16 protein-coding genes and 1 riboswitch are annotated in these 18,099 nt (G+C 58.4%); of the genes, 12 read left to right on the top strand and 4 right to left on the bottom strand.

Annotated features, from left to right (window positions below; all coding sequences use genetic code 11):
* Positions 1 to 77: 77 nt before the first annotated feature.
* Complete coding sequence (locus tag ACP4QI_RS14700) at positions 78 to 410, bottom strand: RcnB family protein (protein WP_142486441.1); 333 nt, start codon at positions 408 to 410, stop codon at positions 78 to 80.
* Positions 411 to 910: 500 nt separating this feature from the next.
* On the opposite strand from ACP4QI_RS14700, the gene ACP4QI_RS14695 reads away from it, so the two are divergent.
* Genes ACP4QI_RS14695 through ACP4QI_RS14685 form a run of 3 tightly spaced genes read left to right on the top strand, consistent with a single transcriptional unit; the run spans position 911 to position 4,697 of the window.
* A complete protein-coding gene (locus tag ACP4QI_RS14695) occupies positions 911 to 2,050 on the top strand; it encodes a polysaccharide export protein (protein WP_156264230.1) in 1,140 nt (379 codons plus the stop codon).
* Positions 2,050 to 2,514: an arsenate reductase/protein-tyrosine-phosphatase family protein gene (locus ACP4QI_RS14690; protein ID WP_426495245.1), complete on the top strand. Its 465-nt coding sequence runs from the start codon at positions 2,050 to 2,052 to the stop codon at positions 2,512 to 2,514. Before ACP4QI_RS14695 ends, ACP4QI_RS14690 begins: the two co-directional genes overlap by 1 nt.
* Positions 2,496 to 4,697, top strand: a complete 2,202-nt coding sequence (locus tag ACP4QI_RS14685; protein ID WP_426495246.1) for a polysaccharide biosynthesis tyrosine autokinase — start codon at positions 2,496 to 2,498, stop codon at positions 4,695 to 4,697. Before ACP4QI_RS14690 ends, ACP4QI_RS14685 begins: the two co-directional genes overlap by 19 nt.
* Before the next feature lie 45 nt (positions 4,698 to 4,742).
* Here the strand turns inward: ACP4QI_RS14685 and ACP4QI_RS14680 are convergent, their stop codons facing one another.
* The 3 genes from ACP4QI_RS14680 to ACP4QI_RS14670 all read right to left on the bottom strand — a co-directional run bounded on the left by ACP4QI_RS14680 (position 4,743) and on the right by ACP4QI_RS14670 (position 8,313).
* Positions 4,743 to 6,209, bottom strand: a complete 1,467-nt coding sequence (locus ACP4QI_RS14680) for a pyridoxal phosphate-dependent decarboxylase family protein (protein WP_426495247.1) — start codon at positions 6,207 to 6,209, stop codon at positions 4,743 to 4,745.
* 18 nt (positions 6,210 to 6,227) lie between these two features.
* Positions 6,228 to 7,610 carry a diaminobutyrate--2-oxoglutarate transaminase gene (locus ACP4QI_RS14675; RefSeq protein ID WP_426495248.1) on the bottom strand — a complete coding sequence of 461 codons (1,383 nt, stop codon included), beginning with the start codon at positions 7,608 to 7,610 and terminating at the stop codon, positions 6,228 to 6,230.
* Positions 7,611 to 7,836: 226 nt separating this feature from the next.
* A complete protein-coding gene (locus ACP4QI_RS14670) occupies positions 7,837 to 8,313 on the bottom strand; it encodes a hypothetical protein (protein ID WP_426495249.1) in 477 nt (158 codons plus the stop codon).
* A 233-nt stretch (positions 8,314 to 8,546) separates the two neighbouring features.
* Positions 8,547 to 8,643: riboswitch (TPP riboswitch) on the top strand.
* 35 nt (positions 8,644 to 8,678) lie between these two features.
* Here ACP4QI_RS14670 and thiM point away from each other — a divergent pair.
* From thiM to ACP4QI_RS14625, 9 genes are all read left to right on the top strand, one after another.
* Positions 8,679 to 9,449, top strand: coding sequence for a hydroxyethylthiazole kinase (thiM, locus tag ACP4QI_RS14665; protein ID WP_426495250.1), 771 nt, complete (start codon positions 8,679 to 8,681; stop codon positions 9,447 to 9,449).
* Positions 9,446 to 10,246, top strand: a complete 801-nt coding sequence (thiD, locus tag ACP4QI_RS14660; RefSeq protein WP_426495251.1) for a bifunctional hydroxymethylpyrimidine kinase/phosphomethylpyrimidine kinase — start codon at positions 9,446 to 9,448, stop codon at positions 10,244 to 10,246. The genes thiM and thiD overlap by 4 nt, the downstream gene beginning before the upstream one ends.
* Before the next feature lie 106 nt (positions 10,247 to 10,352).
* Positions 10,353 to 11,405, top strand: a complete 1,053-nt coding sequence (gene fbaB, locus ACP4QI_RS14655) for a class I fructose-bisphosphate aldolase (RefSeq protein ID WP_156264224.1) — start codon at positions 10,353 to 10,355, stop codon at positions 11,403 to 11,405.
* A 330-nt stretch (positions 11,406 to 11,735) separates the two neighbouring features.
* On the top strand, positions 11,736 to 12,890 hold the full coding sequence (locus ACP4QI_RS14650) for a mandelate racemase family protein (protein WP_156264223.1): 1,155 nt from the start codon (positions 11,736 to 11,738) through the stop codon (positions 12,888 to 12,890).
* 33 nt (positions 12,891 to 12,923) lie between these two features.
* Positions 12,924 to 14,540: an ABC transporter substrate-binding protein gene (locus ACP4QI_RS14645; RefSeq protein WP_426495252.1), complete on the top strand. Its 1,617-nt coding sequence runs from the start codon at positions 12,924 to 12,926 to the stop codon at positions 14,538 to 14,540.
* Complete coding sequence (locus ACP4QI_RS14640) at positions 14,537 to 15,574, top strand: ABC transporter permease (protein WP_426495253.1); 1,038 nt, start codon at positions 14,537 to 14,539, stop codon at positions 15,572 to 15,574. Before ACP4QI_RS14645 ends, ACP4QI_RS14640 begins: the two co-directional genes overlap by 4 nt.
* Positions 15,571 to 16,476, top strand: a complete 906-nt coding sequence (locus ACP4QI_RS14635; RefSeq protein ID WP_142486412.1) for an ABC transporter permease — start codon at positions 15,571 to 15,573, stop codon at positions 16,474 to 16,476. Before ACP4QI_RS14640 ends, ACP4QI_RS14635 begins: the two co-directional genes overlap by 4 nt.
* Positions 16,448 to 17,311, top strand: coding sequence for an ABC transporter ATP-binding protein (locus tag ACP4QI_RS14630; protein ID WP_156265157.1), 864 nt, complete (start codon positions 16,448 to 16,450; stop codon positions 17,309 to 17,311). Before ACP4QI_RS14635 ends, ACP4QI_RS14630 begins: the two co-directional genes overlap by 29 nt.
* A gap of 9 nt (positions 17,312 to 17,320) precedes the next feature.
* Positions 17,321 to 18,094, top strand: a complete 774-nt coding sequence (locus ACP4QI_RS14625) for an ABC transporter ATP-binding protein (protein WP_142486411.1) — start codon at positions 17,321 to 17,323, stop codon at positions 18,092 to 18,094.
* Positions 18,095 to 18,099 lie beyond the last annotated feature (5 nt).

Raw genomic sequence — 18,099 nt, 5'->3', positions numbered from 1 at the left:
CCGGCGGCGCTTCGCTTGCGCGGGCCTGAAGGTAGGGTAGGCCGGGTAAGCGCAACGCTACCCGGCACAACAAGCGATTAACGGTGGTAGAAGATATCGCCGTTATACGCTTTGTAGATCTTGCCGTCGGTGTCGCCGACCAGCACGTAGTTCTCACCCATATAGGTCCAGTGCGTGCCAGCCTGCGGTTCAGGCAGGTTGCGCAGTTTAAATTGCTTGATGGTGTACTCAGGTGTCAGATACTGCGCCGGTGCGAAATCACCAATCTTGAATTTCGTAAAATCGGCTACAAACTCCTGTTCCTCATAGGCCTGGATGCCAGAGGGTGCCGCTGCGGCTTGTGGTGCAGCAAAGGCCGCGCTCGCCAGTGACATCAGTACGCCCAGAAGTAGAATTTTACCTTTCGTCATTTTTTCTCCAGATTAACCATGGCCATCACTCTTGGTCTGCTGTTTCGTGACCGAGCAACAGATAGACATATTTTATGTTTTGCCGGCTGGCTGGGTGCGTAAAAAATGTAACAAATCAACACATCCCTTCACCTGTTGGGGCGGCTTTAATTATTTTTACCATGAATATAATATTATTTAAACGTTATATTATCGATGGTTTCTTTTATAAAATCCGAAACAAACCTCCACCGCTAATATAGTCGTATCCGGACTATGTTATTTCTTTCCGGGAATGATTATGATACGGCTTAATTCATTGATGCTGTTTTTTTTTCTCCAATTTAAAGAAGTGACCAGACAATGTTCAGCCCGGCTGGTGCGTTTCTTCTGTCAGGTTATTTTTATTATAACTTTCTGATGTTGCTCTGTATTTTTAATATTGAGTACCTGTGGTTATTATTGGAAGTTATCCAGAAATTAATGGGCTATTAACAAAATTCATAGAGTATTATTTATTAATGACCATATCATTCCGCACCGGAGCGGGGTTTTTTGTCGCCCTGTTATTGGCAGGTTGCACAATTACGCCCGGCCAACATATAAATACTTCTGGAAAAAATAACGTTGCTGTTGCCGACAATCCGCTTGATTTGGATAAAAAAGTGGATGTCTGGCCGTTAACGCCGTCCGTCATTGAACAGCTGCGGGGCGAACGCGAGAAATCTCAGGCAAATCCGAATCTGGATGAAGAATTAAAGCGCTGGGAATACCGGATTGGCCCCGGGGACGTGCTGATGATCACCGTCTGGGATCACCCGGAACTGACCACCCCAGCAGGTCAGTACCGCAGCGCCAGCGACACCGGTAACTGGGTGGGCGCGGACGGTACGCTCTTCTATCCCTATGTCGGTAAACTCCATGTTGCAGGTAAAACTCTGGCCCAGGTGCGCAAAGAGATCACCGCCCGGCTGGACAGGGTGATTGAAAGCCCGCAGGTCGATGTCACTATTGCGGCGTTCCGGTCGCAAAAAGCGTATGTAACCGGCGAAGTGGTGAAATCGGGACAACAGCCGATTACCAATATTCCGCTGACCATTATGGATGCCATTAACGCGGCGGGTGGTCTTTCGCCAGATGCAGACTGGCGCAACGTGGTGCTGACCCATGATGGCAAAGATACGCGGATTTCGCTGTATGCCCTGATGCAGCACGGCGATCTGACACAAAACAGGCTGCTCTGGCCGGGCGACATTCTGTTTATCCCGCGCAACGACGCCCTGAAAGTCTTTGTTATGGGCGAGGTGGTAAAACAGAGTACCCTCAAGATGGATCGCAGCGGCATGACGCTGGCAGAAGCGTTAGCCAGCGCCGGCGGTCTGAATCAGGACATGGCTGATGCATCCGGCATCTTCGTGATCCGCTCCACCTCCGGTAAAAGCCGTGACGGCAAAATTGCGCGTATCTGGCAGCTGAACGCCCGCGACGCGTCTGCCATGGTGCTCGGCACGGAATTTCAGCTCCAGCCCTACGATATTGTTTACGTGACCACGGCGCCAGTCTCGCGCTGGAATCGGGTGGTGGCACAGCTGGTTCCGACCATCAGCGGCGTACACGATCTGACGGAAACCGTGCGCTTTATTAAGTCGTGGCCCGAATAATGATTCAATCCATTCTGGTCGTTTGCACAGGAAATATTTGCCGCTCACCCATTGGTGAGCGGCTTTTACAGCAGAAGCTACCCACCTTTACCATCGCCTCGGCGGGCATCTGCGGCCTCGCCGGACGCCCGGCAGATGCCCATGCGCAGAAAATTGCAGCCATGTATGGCGTATCGCTGGCGGATCACGTTGCACGCCCGCTGACGGCGGCAATGATGCGGGAATACGATCTCATCCTTGCCATGGAGTCAGCACAGATTAATCGGATCTCGCTCATTGCACCGGAGATGCGCGGCAAAGCCTTACTGTTTGGGCAATGGCTAAGGGAGCAGGACATTCCCGATCCGTACGGTAAAAGCATGGAAGCGTTTGAATATATTTTTCGCCTGCTTGGCGAAGCGAGTCAGGAATGGGCCAACCGACTTACAGTTAAGGGATTATGTACATGTCGTCGAAAAGCGTAAATGCACAGGGTTATTCAGTGGATAATCATGAGCTGGATCTGGCGCGTCTTCTGGGAGAGTTAATCGATCATCGCGTATGTATTTTTAGCTGTACGCTACTTTTTACGTTGTGTGGGGTGTTGTACGCGTTATTTGCCTCACCGTTATATATTGCTGATGCGATGGTGCAAATTGAAGATAAGCAGCAGAACAGCCTGCTTAAATCGTTAAACCAACTTTCGCCCACCTTATCATCCGATTCGTCCGCCGAAATTCCGCTACTGAAATCCCGCATGATCCTCGGTGAAACCGTGGAGGCGTTGCGCTTGCGGGATGAGGTAACCCCGATCCGTTTTCCCTTGATTGGGGAGGGCTGGGCCAGGCTGACCGGCCAGCAACCCGCTATCCTGAGGCTGGACAGGTTGACGCTGCCTCCCGGGCAGGGCAAAGCGATGTCGCTTACGATCACCGCCGAAGACAACGGAAAATATCTGCTGGAAGGAGCAGGGGTGAGCCTCCAGGGGATGGTCGGCACGTTGGTACAACGTGCCGGGGTGACGATACGGGTCAGTGAAATGTCGGCTCCCCCCGGAACACGTTTCCGGGTGCAACAGCGCACGCAGCTTGAGGCCATCAATGCCCTGAGCCGTCAGTTTAGCGTCACGGCGCAGGGTAAAGAGAGTGGCATGCTGACGTTGAGCCTGACGGGTACCGATCCCATCCGGATCGCCAGCACGCTGAACCACATTGCTGAGAGCTATCTGCATCAGAACATTGCCCGACAGGCTGCACAGGACTCACAAAGCCTGGACTTTCTCCAGCGTCAGATGCCGCAGGTGCGCGGTGAACTGGAGCAGGCAGAGGAACGGCTGAACAGCTATCGCAAACAGCGCGATTCGGTGGATTTATCGCTGGAGGCCAAAGCCGTGCTGGAGCAGATCGTCAATGTCGACAACCAGCTGAACGAGCTGACCTTCCGCGAAGCAGAAGTGTCGCAGCACTTTAAAAAAGACCACCCGACCTATCGGGCGCTGCGTGAAAAACGCCAGACGTTAGAGAGCGAGCGGGAGCGGCTGAATAAACGGATAGGGACGATGCCGTCCACACAGCAGGAGATCCTGCGTCTCAGCCGTGACGTCGATTCTGGCCGGGCGGTTTACCTTCAGCTTCTTACCCGGCAGCAGGAGCTCAACATCTCCCGCTCCAGCGCGATCGGCAACGTGCGCATTATCGATTCGGCGGTGACGCAGCCTGCGCCGATCAAACCACGCAAGGCGCTGATCGTGATTATCACGACCCTGTTTGGCTTCTGCGTCTCGGCAGGCGGAGTGCTGGCAAGATCGGCATTGCGGCACGGCATCAACGCTCCGGAACAGCTGGAAAAAGAAGGGATTAGCGTCTATGCCACTTTGCCCCATTCGGAATGGCTGCACGCTAAAACCCGGGTGGGGAACCGCTATTTCTTCCATTACTGCAAACGACACAAAACCCGCGACGTGCCCTTTTTACCGATAGACAGGCCGCTGGATAATTTTGTCGAAGCGGTGCGCGGGTTACGTACCAGCCTGCATTTCGCCATGATGGATGCCGAAAATAACATTCTGATGTTCAGTGGTCCTTCACAGGACTGTGGCAAAACGCTGGTCAGCACCTCGCTCGCGGCGCTGGTGACCCAGGTCGATCGGCGAGTGCTGTTTATCGATGCCGATATGCGTAAAGGCTACGTGCACAATATTTTTGGTCTGCGTAATGACGCCGGTCTGTCGGACGTCCTGTCAGGGAAAGCGTCCTTCACTGAGGCGGTTCAGACTTACGCCAGCGGCCAGTTTGATGTAGTGACCTGTGGGCAATATCCACCTAACCCATCTGAGCTGCTGATGCATGACCGTTTTCGGGCGTTTATGACCTGGGCCAGCGAGCAGTACGACATGGTGATTGTTGATACCCCGCCTATTCTGGCGGTCACGGATGCCGCGCTGGTGGGCCGGATTGCGGCTTCCACGCTGCTGGTAGCACGGTTCAACGTTACCAGCGTCCGGGAGATGGCGGTCAGCCAGGGGCGCTTGCAGCAGATGGGGGTCAACATTAAAGGGGCAATCCTGAACGACGTCGTAAAGTCGGCGGCCAGCTATTATGCTTTTGGTTACGATGCGTATGGCTATTCCGCTGCGCAGAGCGAAAACGCGAAGAAAAAAGCGGGATAACGAGGGGATAAAGACCCGGCAGCGAACGCTGCCGGGTTGAACAACTTACTTCGCCAGCAGCTCGTGCGCCGTGCGTTCCACCAGTGACAGCAGGACTTTGACATCCTCCAGCGTCACGATTGGGTTCAGCAGGGTCAGCTTCAGGCAGGTGATACCGTTATGCTCGGTTACACCGACGTTGGCACGCCCCGATTCCAGCAGCGCATCACCAATTTTCTGGTTGAGCAGCGCAATGCCCGCATCGTCCAGATTAAGTTCCGGACGGAAGCGGAACAGCACGCTCGCCAGCTGCGGCGGCATCACCAGCTCCAGCTGTGGCTGTTCGGTAACATACGCGGCAACCTGCTGCGCCATGGTCACACCGTGATCGATGATCTCAGCGTATTTCTTCTGACCCAGCGCTTCCAGGCTCATCCACAGCTTCAGCGCGTCAAAGCGACGGGTGGTTTGCAGGGATTTGGAGACCAGGTTCGGTACGCCAGCCTCTTCGTCAAACTCAGAGTTCAGGTACGCCGCCTGATAGCGCATCAGCTCATAGTGACGCGCCTCTTTCAGCAGGAACGCGCCGCAGCTGATGGTCTGGAAGAACTGCTTGTGGAAGTCCAGGGTTACGGAATCCACCAGCTCGATACCGTCGAGGTAATCGCGATACTTCTCAGACATCAGCAGCGCGCCGCCCCAGGCCGCATCCACGTGAACCCAGATATTCTGCTTCGCCGCCAGCTCCGCAATGGCACGCAGCGGATCGATAGCGCCCGCGTCGGTGGTCCCTGCGGTGGCAACGATCGCCAGAATCTGTTCGCCGTTGGCATTGCACTGCTCGATTTTCGCCGTCAGATCGGTCAGATCCATACGCGAACATTCGTCAGTTTTTACCTGAATAACGGACTGATAGCCGAGGCCCATCAGCGCCATGTTCTTCTGCACGGAGAAGTGCGCGCTGTCGGAGCACAGCACCCGGATCTTACGCAGATCGCCCACCAGACCATCCTGCTGGACGGAGTGGCCCTGACGCGCGAAGAAAGCATCGCGCGCCAGCATCAGTCCCATCATGTTGCTCTGGGTGCCGCCGCTGGTGAAGACGCCGGCGTCGCCAGGCTGGTAACCCAGACGGGTACGCAGCCACTCGATCAGTTTTATCTCGATAATGGTCGCAGACGGGCTCTGATCCCAGGAGTCCATGCTCTGGTTAGTGGCGTTGATCATCACTTCCGCCGCCTGGCTTACCACCAGGCTCGGGCAGTGGAGGTGCGCCACACACTGCGGATGATGCACCGCCAGGCTGTCTTTCAGGAAATATTCAACGGCACGCTCGATGGCGGTCTCGTTGCCCAGCCCTTCCGGGCTGAACTCCAGGTTGATGCGCTCGCGCAGCTCGGCGACCGTTTTACCCTGGTACATTTCCGGCTGTTTCAGCCACTGCATAACCGCCTGAGTGCTCTGCTCGATGGCCTGCTGATAGGCTTCGATGCTTTGCGCCGACGACGACAAAATCGGGTTTAAATCTGACATTGTATCCATTGTCTCCGGTTAGACTGGGCGAACGCCCGCAGCAAGCAGCGCCTGCTCAAATTTGTCCAGGAACACGTTCAGCTCCTGATCGCTGATCAGCAGGGAAGGCAGCAGACGCACCACGTTACCGTTACGGCCGCCACGCTCCAGAATCAGACCGGCTTCGAAGCATTTCTTCTGGATCAGCGCGGACAGCTTGCCGTCGCCCGGGAAGCAGCCCATATGGTCGGCAGCTTCGTGCGGTTTAACAATCTCGATACCAATCATCATGCCCAGACCGCGCACGTGACCAATAACCGGATAGCGTTTCTGCAGCTCAACCAGCTTCGCCTTCAGCCACTCGCCCTGGGCGGCAACTTTATCGGCAATGTTCTGCTCTTTGAGGATCTGCAGGGTGGTGAGGCCGGTCGCCATCGCCAGCTGGTTGCCACGGAAAGTACCGGTATGGTGACCCGGAGACCAGGCATCGAACTGCTTTTTGATACCGAGAACGGCCAGCGGCAGACCGCCACCGACAGCTTTGGACATCACCACGATGTCTGGCTGGATACCCGCGTGTTCGAAGGCGAAGAATTTACCGGTACGGGCAAAGCCAGCCTGCACTTCGTCGAGGATCAGCAGGATGCCGTGCTCTTCGGTCACTTTACGGATGCGCTGCAGCCACTCAACCGGTGCCGGGTTCACGCCGCCTTCGCCCTGGACTGCTTCCAGGATCACGGCAGCAGGTTTACGCACGCCGCTCTCAACGTCGTTGATCAGGTTTTCGAAGTAGTAGGTCAGGGCTTTCACGCCTGCTTCACCGCCGATACCCAGCGGGCAGCGGTACTCGTGCGGGTAAGGCATGAACTGCACTTCCGGCATCATGCCGTCAACCGCTTCTTTCGGAGACAGGTTGCCGGTCACGGACAGCGCGCCGTGGGTCATGCCGTGATAGGCACCGGAGAAGCTGATAATGCCGCTGCGGCCGGTCACTTTTTTCGCCAGCTTCAGCGCGGCTTCAACAGCGTCCGCACCGGATGGGCCGGTAAACTGCAGGCAGTACTCTTTGCCCTGACCTGGCAGCATGGAGAGCAGGTATTCTGAGAACGCGTCTTTCAACGGCGTGGTCAGATCCAGGGTATGTAACGGCAAGCCGCTGGTAATGACACTTTGGATGCTTTTCAGCACATCAGGATGGTTATGACCCAGCGCCAGCGTTCCCGCTCCGGCCAGGCAATCAAGATACTCTTTGTTATCCGCATCGGTGATCCACACCCCATCCGCCTTAGTAATGGCTAAAGGCAGCTTGCGCGGATAACTCCTGACATTGGATTCCATTTCGGCCTGACGGGCCAGATAGGTTTCGTTGGTTTTGAAAGAAGAGGCATTCAAAGTATCAATACGGACTTTATCCGTCATCATATCACTCCTACAACCGCAGCTCAGCACGTGGCCACGATTGAATAATTAATTAAGAAAATGAGAAGGGCATCAAAAATCGCGGCCAATATAGAGCCTTTTTGCGCGGGGCTCAATGGTTAATTGTTTATCGTTTTGTTACGCGCGTTGAAACAACGCGCGTAAGCCGTAACCCCGCATGGCTACTGAGGTTTCCTGGGGAGCGCTCTGCAGAAAAAAGTGGGGTATTTTAGAATGCTTTAGGAGTATTTTGAACGACGTTCAGAATCCCATGATCGCGACCCCTGGTTTTATTCCATGACGCATCGGTGATGCCGTCGATATCAAGGGAGATCGACAGAACGTAACCGGCCCCTTTAATTTCGTAGAAGTTCGCATTCGAACGCTTTACCGTGGCTTTTTTGCCATTGATGGTGGCCTGAGTGAAACCATTGTTGATGGTGGCTTTGATGCCGTTGGCGCTAAAAGAGGCTTCACGCAGCGGGTCGCCAATACGCGCTGCCTGCGCATGCTGTATGGCGGCATGAGCATTCTCCAGGGCCTGTTTCTCAGCGGCGGCATTGATGGTGGCCTGACGGTTCTGGTCGGCGATATAGCACGCATCACGGCTGACGCCTTTTGCCTCACACTGTGCTAACCGCTGTTCTTCAGAGACGCAGCCCGCGAGAAGCGCTGCAACCACACCCACCAACAGAATCTTTTTCATACATTAACCTTTATCTTTGTTCTGGAATTTCGTAGCCGGTTTCTATATTAGTAACGCAATCATTGCGCACGGTTACTATCCCGGAAGGCCAGTGCCTTCAGGTTGATGAAGATCACATTTAGCACGAATAGCTAAAGTTATGGGCGTAATCCTGGTGAGGCATCGCGGTAGCAGAAAGGTTCTTGCTATTGCCAGACGCATCCTCTACGCTGCCGTGATTACATCATCTTATGTAATTTGACTCGGGGTGCCCTTCCTTGTGAAGGCTGAGAAATACCCGTACCACCTGATCTGGATAATGCCAGCGTAGGGAAGTCAGATGCCCTCCGGGCAATCGCTTCTTCGCGCAAGGCAGGAGCGATACCATGCAGCCTGACCTGCTTAATTTACACGCCTTACACCACTTCCGAACCCGTTCCCCGCTGACCCACTGCATGACCAACGACGTGGTGCAGACCTTTACCGCTAACGTACTGCTGGCCCTCGGGGCCTCTCCGGCGATGGTGATTGAAGCCGAAGAGGCCGAACAGTTCTCCGCTATTGCCGATGCGCTGCTGATTAACGTCGGGACCCTGACCTCCTCGCGCGCTCAGGCGATGCGCCGGGCGATTGAAAGCGCGGTGGCGGCGGGTAAACCCTGGACCCTCGATCCGGTGGCCGTGGGCGCCCTGGCGTACCGGACCCGTTTTTGCCAGCAAATCCTTGCCCTGAAACCGGCGGCCATTCGCGGCAACGCCTCTGAAATCCTCGCCCTTGCCGGGATGAGCGCAGGCGGGCGCGGGGTGGACACCACCGACACGGCGGCCAGCGCGCTGCCTGCGGCACAGGCGCTGGCGCGGCAGACCAATGCCATTGTGGTGGTGACCGGGGAGGTGGATTACGTCACTGACGGACTGCGTACCCAGACAATTACCGGCGGCGATCCGCTGATGACCCGGGTAGTGGGCACCGGCTGCGCCCTGTCGGCGGTAGTGGCGGCCAGCTGCTCGCTGCCCGGGGACCGGCTGGATAACATCGCCGCGGCCTGCGGCTGGATGAAGCGGGCCGGCGCGCTGGCGGCGGCGCTTAGTCGCGGCCCGGGCAGTTTTGCCCCGGCGTTTCTGGATGCACTGTGGGAACTGGGGGCGCAACGATGAAACGGATTAACGCGCTTACCATCGCAGGCACCGACCCCAGCGGCGGGGCCGGGATCCAGGCCGACCTGAAGACCTTCTCCGCGCTCGGTGCGTACGGTTGCTCGGTGATCACCGCCCTGGTGGCGCAGAACACCCGCGGGGTGCAGTCGGTCTGCCGCATCGAACCCGATTTCGTGGCGGCGCAGCTGGAGTCGGTGTTCAGCGATGTACGCATCGACACCACCAAGATCGGCATGCTGGCCGAAACCGATATCGTCGAGGCGGTGGCGGAGCAGCTCCTGCGTCATCAGGTGAAAAACGTGGTGCTGGATACGGTAATGCTGGCGAAAAGCGGCGACCCGCTGCTGTCACACGCCGCTGTCGACACGCTGCGTAAAAAGCTGCTGCCGCAGGTGGCGCTCATCACCCCCAACCTGCCCGAAGCGGCGGCGTTGCTGGATGCCCCCCATGCCCGTAACGAACAGGAGATGAAAGCGCAGGGTTATGCATTGCTGGCGATGGGGTGCGAGGCGGTGCTGATGAAGGGCGGACATCTGGACGATCCCGAGAGCCCCGACTGGCTGTTTACCCGCGACGGGGCCACGCGCTTTACTGCTCCTCGGGTGAATACCAAAAATACCCACGGCACCGGCTGCACCCTGTCGGCCGCGCTGGCCGCGCTGCGTCCGCGGCACGATAGCTGGGCGGATACCGTCCGCGAGGCCAAAGCCTGGCTCTCCTGCGCACTGGCGCAGGCGGACACGCTGGAAGTGGGGCAGGGCATTGGCCCGGTACATCATTTTCATGCATGGTGGTAGACGGCTGGCAATTTGACGACCCGCAGACCAGGCTTAGGGGGCTTACAATCCTGTGAGCCTGGATAAAACACGCCGACGCTTTGTCGGCACTGACGGGAGGAAAACCATGACTGATATTACGCAATTGCTTGGCAAAGACGCCGACAGCCTGTTACAGCATCGTTGTATGACCATTCCAGCCGACCATCTCTACCTGCCTGGCCACGACTACGTTGACCGCGTGATGGTGGACAACAACCGTCCGCCGGCGGTGCTGCGAAATATGCAGACGCTGTATAACACCGGGCGTCTGGGCGGGACCGGCTATCTGTCGATCCTGCCGGTGGACCAGGGTGTGGAGCACTCGGCGGGTGCCTCCTTTGCCGCCAACCCACTCTATTTTGATCCGAAGAATATCGTGGAACTGGCGATTGAGGCGGGTTGTAACTGCGTGGCGTCCACCTACGGCGTGCTGGCGTCGGTCTCCCGCCGTTACGCGCACCGTATTCCGTTCCTGGTTAAGCTTAACCACAACGAAACCCTGAGCTATCCCACCGAATATGACCAGACCCTGTACGCCAGCGTTGAGCAGGCCTTCAATCTCGGCGCGGTCGCGGTAGGGGCCACCATCTATTTCGGCTCAGAGCAGTCGCGCCGTCAGATAGAGGAGATCTCCGCCGCCTTCGAGCGTGCCCATGAGCTGGGCCTGGTGACCGTGCTGTGGGCGTACCTGCGTAACCCGGCCTTCAACAAAGACGGCACCGATTACCACGTTTCCGCCGATCTCACCGGTCAGGCCAACCATCTGGCGGCCACCATCGGGGCGGATATCGTCAAGCAGAAAATGGCCGAAAACAACGGCGGCTACAAGGCGGTCAAATTTGGTTATACCGACGATCGGGTCTACAGCAAACTGACCAGCGATAACCCCATCGACCTGGTGCGCTACCAGCTGGCGAATTGCTATATGGGCCGCGCCGGGTTGATCAACTCCGGCGGTGCAGCAGGCGGCGAAACCGATCTCACCGATGCGGTGCGCACGGCGGTGATCAATAAACGCGCGGGCGGCATGGGGCTGATCCTTGGTCGCAAGGCGTTTAAAAAGTCGATGGCCGACGGCGTGAAGCTGATTAACGCCGTGCAGGATGTTTATCTGGATAAGAAAGTTACGATCGCGTAACCGTACTCGCAGCATGCACAATACGTAGGCCCGGCAAGCGTAGAGCCGCCGGGCATTGCCGCATCTGGTGCGGTGCGGCAAAAAAGCCGGGTGGCGACTGCGTCTTACCCGGCCTAAAAACTTCATTCAAAGATCCCTCCCGATCCACTTCACACTTCCCCGGTCTTTTGTGAAAAGTGTCACTTCCCCCCGTGCAGATGCACAAGAAATGGTCAGCGCTTAGCGGAATTTGTCTAAGGCAGTGGATGAATTTTGCGCTTACAGTTAGTTTCGAAACAGCTTTTCAAAATGACAGAACATGCTGAACCTACGTTGTTTTAAGGACTGAAAATGAAAATCGAATCTGTAAACGTCACCGTCTTTCAGTATCCCACGCGCCGGGTCTCCGACACCGCCGGACACTCCCACCCGGGACCGGAAGGTCTGGCAAAAATGGCGATGCTGACCCTTACCGCAGACGATGGCACCAAAGGGTATTCATTTGCACCGCCGGAAGTGGTGCGCCCTTTTGTGGTCAACACCTTCTTTCGTAAAGTGATGGTCGGCCAGGACGCGTTTAATCGCGAGAAGATCTGGCAGGAGCTGGCCCACTGGCAGCGCGGCAGCGCCCACCAGCTGACCGAACGCGCGCTGGGTTTTGTTGAGCAGGCGCTGTGGGATCTGATTGGCCGTAAGCTCAATATGCCGGTGTGGAAACTGCTCGGCGGCTACCGCGACAAAGTCCCGGCCTACGGCAGCACCATGTGCGGGGATGACCTGCCCGGTGGCCTCTCGACGCCGGAAGAGTACGCCAGCTTCGCCGAGACGCTGGTGGCCCGCGGCTATAAGGCGATCAAGCTGCACACCTGGATGCCGCCGGTCTCCTTCGCCCCTAACCCGAAGATGGACGTCAAAGCCTGCGCCGCAGTGCGTGAAGCGGTCGGCCCGGACATTGACCTGATGATCGACGGCTACCACTGGTACAGCCGCACCGAGGCGCTGTACATCGGCAAGGAGCTGGAGAAGCTTAACTTCGCGTGGTTTGAAGAGCCGATGGAAGAGGAGAGCATGTCCTCCTACGCCTGGCTGGCGGAAAACCTCTCCATTCCGATTATCGGGCCGGAAAGCCTGGGCGGTAAGCACCACAGCCGCGCCGACTGGATCAAAGCCGGGGCCTGCGACATCCTGCGCGCCGGATCGAACGGCGTCGGCGGTATCTCGCCAACCCTGAAAGTGGCGAACCTCGCGGAGTCGTTCGGCATGGACTGCGAAGTGCACGGCAACGGCGCGGCGAGCCTGGCGGTGATTGGCGCCATCAAGAACTGCCGCTGGTACGAGCGCGGCCTGCTGCACCCGTTCCTCGATTACGACGAACCAGCGGCCTATCTGCACAGCCTGATCGACCCGATGGATGACGAGGGCATGGTCAGCCTGCCGACGCGCCCGGGACTCGGCGAAGACATTAATTTTGCGTATATCGAAGCCAATACCGTCAGCCACGACTGACAGATAAAAACGTACCCTACAGGCGATATATACATGAAACGAACCTCTCTGGCTGGAGCGTGCTTACTTGCGCTCTCGCTGATGATGGGGAGCGGTGCGGCGTACGCGAAAACGCCGCCCGATCAGCTCATCATCGGTATGAATATGAACAACCTGCTGACCCTCGATCCGGCCGCGATGACCGGTAACGAAGTGGTCGGCATTGTGGTCAATCTCTACGATTCGCTGGTGGAACTGGATCCCAATACTCTCACCAACGTCAAACCGGCGCTGGCGAAGTCCTGGGACATTTCCCCGGACGGCAAAACCCTGACCTTCCACCTGCGCGACAACGTGACCTTCCACTCCGGCAACCCGCTCACCGCCGAGGATGTGGTCTGGTCGATGCGCCGCCTGCTGCACCTGAACCTCGCCCAGGCCTCGGTGTGGAAATCTTATGGGTTTTCTAAAAAGAACATCGACCAGCAGATTAAAGCCCTCGATGACTACACCGTGCAGCTCACCCTGCCGAAGGCCAACGATCCGCAGCTGGTGATCTACTCCCTCGGCGCGCTGGGCAACCTCGGCGTGCTGGACCGCAAAACGGTGCTCAGCCACGAGGTCAACAGCGACTGGGGCAACCGCTGGCTGACCACCAACGAAGCCGGTTCCGGGCCGTTTATGCTGGAGACCTGGCAGGCAAAAGACGTGCTGCGCATGCAGCGTAACCCGAAATACTGGCGCGAAGCGCCGAAGATGAACCGCGTGGTCCTGCGCCATTTCCAGGAGTCGCAAACCCTGCGCCTGATGGTGGAGAAGGGCGATCTGGATATCGCCAGCAATATGGCGGTGGCCGACATCAACGCCCTGCGTAAGGATCCGCAGCTGACGGTGGAAGCCGTGCAGAAGGGTACGGTCTACTACGTGGCGATGAGCATGAAGGAGGCGCACTTCGCCAACCCGAAAGTGCGCGAAGCGGTGCGCTACCTGATTGACTATCAGGGCATCAACAAGGCGCTGATGCCGGGCTACGGCGTGCTGCACCAGCGGCCTATCAAGGCGGGGATGCCGTCGACCCTGCCGGACCCCGGTTACAAGCTCGACATCCCCCGCGCCAAAAAGCTGCTGGCGGAAGCGGGCTACCCGGACGGCTTCGACACCACCCTGCGGGTGCTGGCGGATCAGCCGTTCCTTAATATCGCCATCGCCGTGCAGTCCACTCTGATGCAGGCGGGCATCAACGCCAAAATCATCACCGGCACCGGGAACCAGATCTACGGCGCGATGCGCGAGCGTAAGTTCGACATGCTGGTCGGGCGCGGTGGCAGCGGCGTGGAGCCGCATCCGCACTCCAGCCTGCGTGCGCTGGTCTACAACCCGGACAACAGCGACGAGGCCCGGCTGACCAACTTCCAGGGCTGGCGCACCGGTTTTTACGACAAGCCGCTGAACGAGATGATCGACAAAGCCCTGCTGGAGCGCGATCCGCAGAAACAGATCGCCGACTATCAGCAGATCCAGGTGCGTTATGACCAGCTGATCCCGGCCCTGCTCCCGCTGTCGCAGATGGTCGACTCGGTGGTGGTGCGCAACGAAGTGAAAAACTTCCAGTCGCACCCGTCAGCCACCACCTTCCTGCGGGAAGTGTACAAAACCGGAGGTGAAAAATGAGCGTTGTGATCCTCGCCCCGGGCTCCCGCACCCGGCGTTTCTCGAAACGATTAACCCAGGTGCTGGTGACCCTGTTCGGCCTGCTGGTGCTGACCTTCTTTATCGGCCGGGTGATGCCGGTGGATCCGGTGCTGGCGATTGTCGGCCCGGATGCCGACCACAGCACCTATCAGCAGGTTTATCACCAGCTGGGCTTTGATAAATCGTTGCTGACCCAGTTCGGTATCTACCTGAACAACCTGCTGCACGGCGATTTCGGCAATGCCCTGCTGACCGGCAAACCGGTGCTGGACGACATTATGCGCGTCTTCCCGGCGACCCTTGAGCTGGCGACGATGGCGATTATTGTCGGGGCCGGGTTAGGCATTCCGCTGGGGGTGCTGGCCGCCGCGCGTCGTAACAGCGTCTCAGATTATGTAGTGCGCATCATCAGCCTCGCCGGTTACTCCACGCCGATCTTCTGGGTCGGGATGATGGGGCTACTGCTGTTCTACGCCTGGCTCGGCTGGGTGGGCGGCGCCGGACGGCTGGATTTGGGTCTGGATGGCCTGGTGCCGCGTCGCACCGGACTGATGACCGTCGATGCCCTGCTGGCAGGCAATAGCGCGGTGTTCTGGAACGCCATTAACCATCTGGTGTTGCCGGCTTCGCTGCTGGGCTTCCACTCCCTGGCCTACATCAGCCGCATGACCCGCAGCTTTATGCTGGCCCAGCTGTCGCAGGAGTTCATCATCACTGCCCGGGTGAAAGGTTTAACCGAGCGGCAGGTGATCTGGAACCACGCGTTCCGCAACATCCTGGTGCAGTTGCTCACCGTGGTGGCGCTGGCCTACGGCTCGCTGCTGGAAGGGGCGGTGCTGATTGAAACCGTCTTCTCCTGGCCGGGCTTTGGCTCCTATCTCACCGGCAGCCTGCTGCTGGGGGACATGAACGCGGTGATGGGCTGCGTCCTGCTGGTGGGGATGATCTTCGTGATGCTCAACCTGCTCTCCGACATGCTGTATCAACTCTTTGACCCGAGGACGAAATCATGACCGTTTCTCTGGATACACCGCTGCAGCCCGTTCGCAGCGAAGGACGCCAGCGCCTGGCGCGGATGGCCCGTCGCAGCTTCGGCTTTGTCGGGCAGATGGCGCGCAACCCGCTGACGGCCATTGGCGGCGGCATCATCCTGCTGCTGTTGATTGTTGCGGCCTTCGCGCCCTGGATCGCACCGTACAACCCGCTGGTGCAGGATCTGAATAACGCCCTGGTGGCGCCGAACGCGCAGCACTGGTTTGGCACCGACGAGTTTGGCCGGGATATCTTCAGCCGCCTGGTGTACGGCTCGCGCATCACGCTCTATATCGTGCTGCTGGTGTCGGTCACCGTCGGTCCGCTGGGGCTGCTGCTGGGGGTTACCGCCGGGTACTTTGGTGGCAAGGTCGACGCAGTGCTGATGCGCGTCACCGATATCTTTATCTCCTTCCCGAGCCTGGTGCTGGCGCTGGCCTTTGTCGCCGCCCTCGGTCCGGGGCTGGAGCACGTGGTGATTGCGATTACCATCACCGCCTGGCCGCCGATTGCCCGCCTGGCCCGCGCCGAAACCCTGTCGTTGCGCCAGGCCGATTTTATCTCCGCCGTGCGTCTGCAGGGGGCCTCCCCGGTGCGGGTGCTGTGGCGTCACATTGTGCCGCTGTGCCTGCCGTCGGTGATTATCCGTATCACCATGAACATGGCGGGGATCATCCTGACCGCCGCCGGTCTCGGCTTCCTCGGTCTCGGCGCACAGCCGCCGGAGCCGGAGTGGGGGGCGATGATCTCCAGCGGGCGTACCTACATGATGGAGTGCTGGTGGGTAGTGACTATTCCGGGGCTGGCAATTCTGATTAACAGCCTGGCGTTCAACTTCTTAGGAGATGGCTTACGTGACATCCTCGATCCTCGCAGCAACTGATGCGCCACTGCTGGACGTGCGCGATCTGCACGTCGACTTTATCAACGGACGCGCAGTGACCAACGCGGTGCGCGGCGTCTCCTTTCAGCTCGGGCGCGAGAAGCTGGCGATTGTCGGCGAGTCGGGCTCGGGGAAATCCACCGTCGGGCGGGCGCTGCTGCGCCTGCACCCGGCAAAGGCGCAGATCGCCGCCACCCGGATGCAGTTCGGCGACGTCGATCTGCGCAGCGTCAGCGAAGCGCAGATGCGCGGCATTCGCGGCAAGCGCATCTCGATGATCATGCAGGATCCAAAGTACTCCCTGAACCCGGTGGTCTGCGTCGGGGATCAGATCGCCGAGGCCTGGCTGACCCACCATCCGGGGCGCAAGGCGGAGGCGAAAGCCAAAGTGCTGGAGATGCTGGATGTGGTGCGTATTCGCCAGCCGGAACGGGTGTATCAGCTCTATCCGCATGAGATCTCCGGCGGGCAGGGGCAGCGCATCATGATCGCCATGATGTTAATCACCGACCCGGAGCTGGTGATCGCCGATGAACCGACCTCGGCGCTGGACGTCTCGGTGCGGTTGCAGGTGCTGGGATTGCTGGACGATTTAGTCCAGTCCCGCGGGCTGGGGCTGATCTTTATCAGCCACGATATCAACCTGGTGCGCAGCTTCTGCGACCGGGTACTGGTGATGTACGCCGGGCGGGTGGTGGAGTCGATTGCCGCCTGTGACCTGCACAACGCAAAACATCCCTATACGCAGGGGCTGATCAATGCCCTGCCGGAGATGAACCACCGCCGTCCGGTGCTGCCGGTATTGCAGCGCCAGGCCAGCTGGCTGACCGAATAAGGAGCGAAGATGATCGAGGTAAAAAACCTGAATCTGGCATTCGGCGAAGGCGAGAAACGCAGCCAGGTTCTGTATGACGTCAATATTAACGTCCAGCCGGGGGAGATTTACGGCCTGGTGGGGGAGTCGGGCTCGGGCAAAACCACGGTGCTGAAGTGCCTGGCCGGGTTATTCACCCACTGGGACGGGGCGCTGGCGATCAACGGCCAGCCGCTGGAGCGGCGCATCAGCCCCCAGCGCTGTCGGCTGGTACAGATGGTGTTTCAGGACCCCTACGGTTCGCTGCACCCGCGGCATACCATCGGCGATATTCTGGAAGAGCCGCTGCAAATCCACGGCATCAACGACCGGGATCGCCGTATTTATGCCCTGCTGGATAAAGTCGGCCTCAACCGCGCCTTCCGCGATCGCTATCCCCATCAGCTTTCAGGTGGCCAGCGCCAGCGCGTGGCGATTGCCCGGGCGCTGATCCTCGAGCCGCAGGTGCTGCTGCTCGACGAACCCACCTCGGCGCTGGATGTCTCGGTGCAGGCGGAGATTTTAAACCTGCTGGCGGAACTGCAGCGCGAGTCGAAGCTCACCTACCTGATGGTGACCCACGATTTGGGCGTGATCGCCCATCTGTGCCAGAAGGTGGCGGTGATGCAGTACGGGAAAATCCTTGAAACGCTGACGGTAGATGATCTGGTGGCGGGGCAGGCGCAAACCGATTACACCCGGATGCTGGTCAACGCCAGCCAGCAGTACTCACGTGAGATGGCCAGGGAGGTGGCGGTGTATTAGTGTGG

Source organism: Leclercia sp. TB492, from assembly GCF_049974505.2.
Lineage (GTDB): Bacteria > Pseudomonadota > Gammaproteobacteria > Enterobacterales > Enterobacteriaceae > Enterobacter > Enterobacter adecarboxylatus_C.
This window is presented reverse-complemented; position numbering and strand designations above follow the sequence as displayed.

Excerpts from the sequence above, each read along its gene's own strand:
- ACP4QI_RS14635 (WP_142486412.1), top strand. The coding sequence starts at position 15,571 with ATGACCGTTTCTCTGGATACACCGCTGCAGCCCGTTCGCAGCGAAGGA.
- ACP4QI_RS14685 (WP_426495246.1), top strand. The coding sequence starts at position 2,496 with ATGTCGTCGAAAAGCGTAAATGCACAGGGTTATTCAGTGGATAATCAT.
- ACP4QI_RS14670 (WP_426495249.1), bottom strand. The coding sequence starts at position 8,313 with ATGAAAAAGATTCTGTTGGTGGGTGTGGTTGCAGCGCTTCTCGCGGGC.
- ACP4QI_RS14640 (WP_426495253.1), top strand. The coding sequence starts at position 14,537 with ATGAGCGTTGTGATCCTCGCCCCGGGCTCCCGCACCCGGCGTTTCTCG.
- ACP4QI_RS14700 (WP_142486441.1), bottom strand. The coding sequence starts at position 410 with ATGACGAAAGGTAAAATTCTACTTCTGGGCGTACTGATGTCACTGGCG.
- ACP4QI_RS14645 (WP_426495252.1), top strand. The coding sequence starts at position 12,924 with ATGAAACGAACCTCTCTGGCTGGAGCGTGCTTACTTGCGCTCTCGCTG.
- ACP4QI_RS14690 (WP_426495245.1), top strand. The coding sequence starts at position 2,050 with ATGATTCAATCCATTCTGGTCGTTTGCACAGGAAATATTTGCCGCTCA.
- ACP4QI_RS14625 (WP_142486411.1), top strand. The coding sequence starts at position 17,321 with ATGATCGAGGTAAAAAACCTGAATCTGGCATTCGGCGAAGGCGAGAAA.
- thiM (WP_426495250.1), top strand. The coding sequence starts at position 8,679 with ATGCAGCCTGACCTGCTTAATTTACACGCCTTACACCACTTCCGAACC.
- ACP4QI_RS14695 (WP_156264230.1), top strand. The coding sequence starts at position 911 with ATGACCATATCATTCCGCACCGGAGCGGGGTTTTTTGTCGCCCTGTTA.
- ACP4QI_RS14680 (WP_426495247.1), bottom strand. The coding sequence starts at position 6,209 with ATGTCAGATTTAAACCCGATTTTGTCGTCGTCGGCGCAAAGCATCGAA.
- thiD (WP_426495251.1), top strand. The coding sequence starts at position 9,446 with ATGAAACGGATTAACGCGCTTACCATCGCAGGCACCGACCCCAGCGGC.
- fbaB (WP_156264224.1), top strand. The coding sequence starts at position 10,353 with ATGACTGATATTACGCAATTGCTTGGCAAAGACGCCGACAGCCTGTTA.
- ACP4QI_RS14650 (WP_156264223.1), top strand. The coding sequence starts at position 11,736 with ATGAAAATCGAATCTGTAAACGTCACCGTCTTTCAGTATCCCACGCGC.
- ACP4QI_RS14675 (WP_426495248.1), bottom strand. The coding sequence starts at position 7,610 with ATGATGACGGATAAAGTCCGTATTGATACTTTGAATGCCTCTTCTTTC.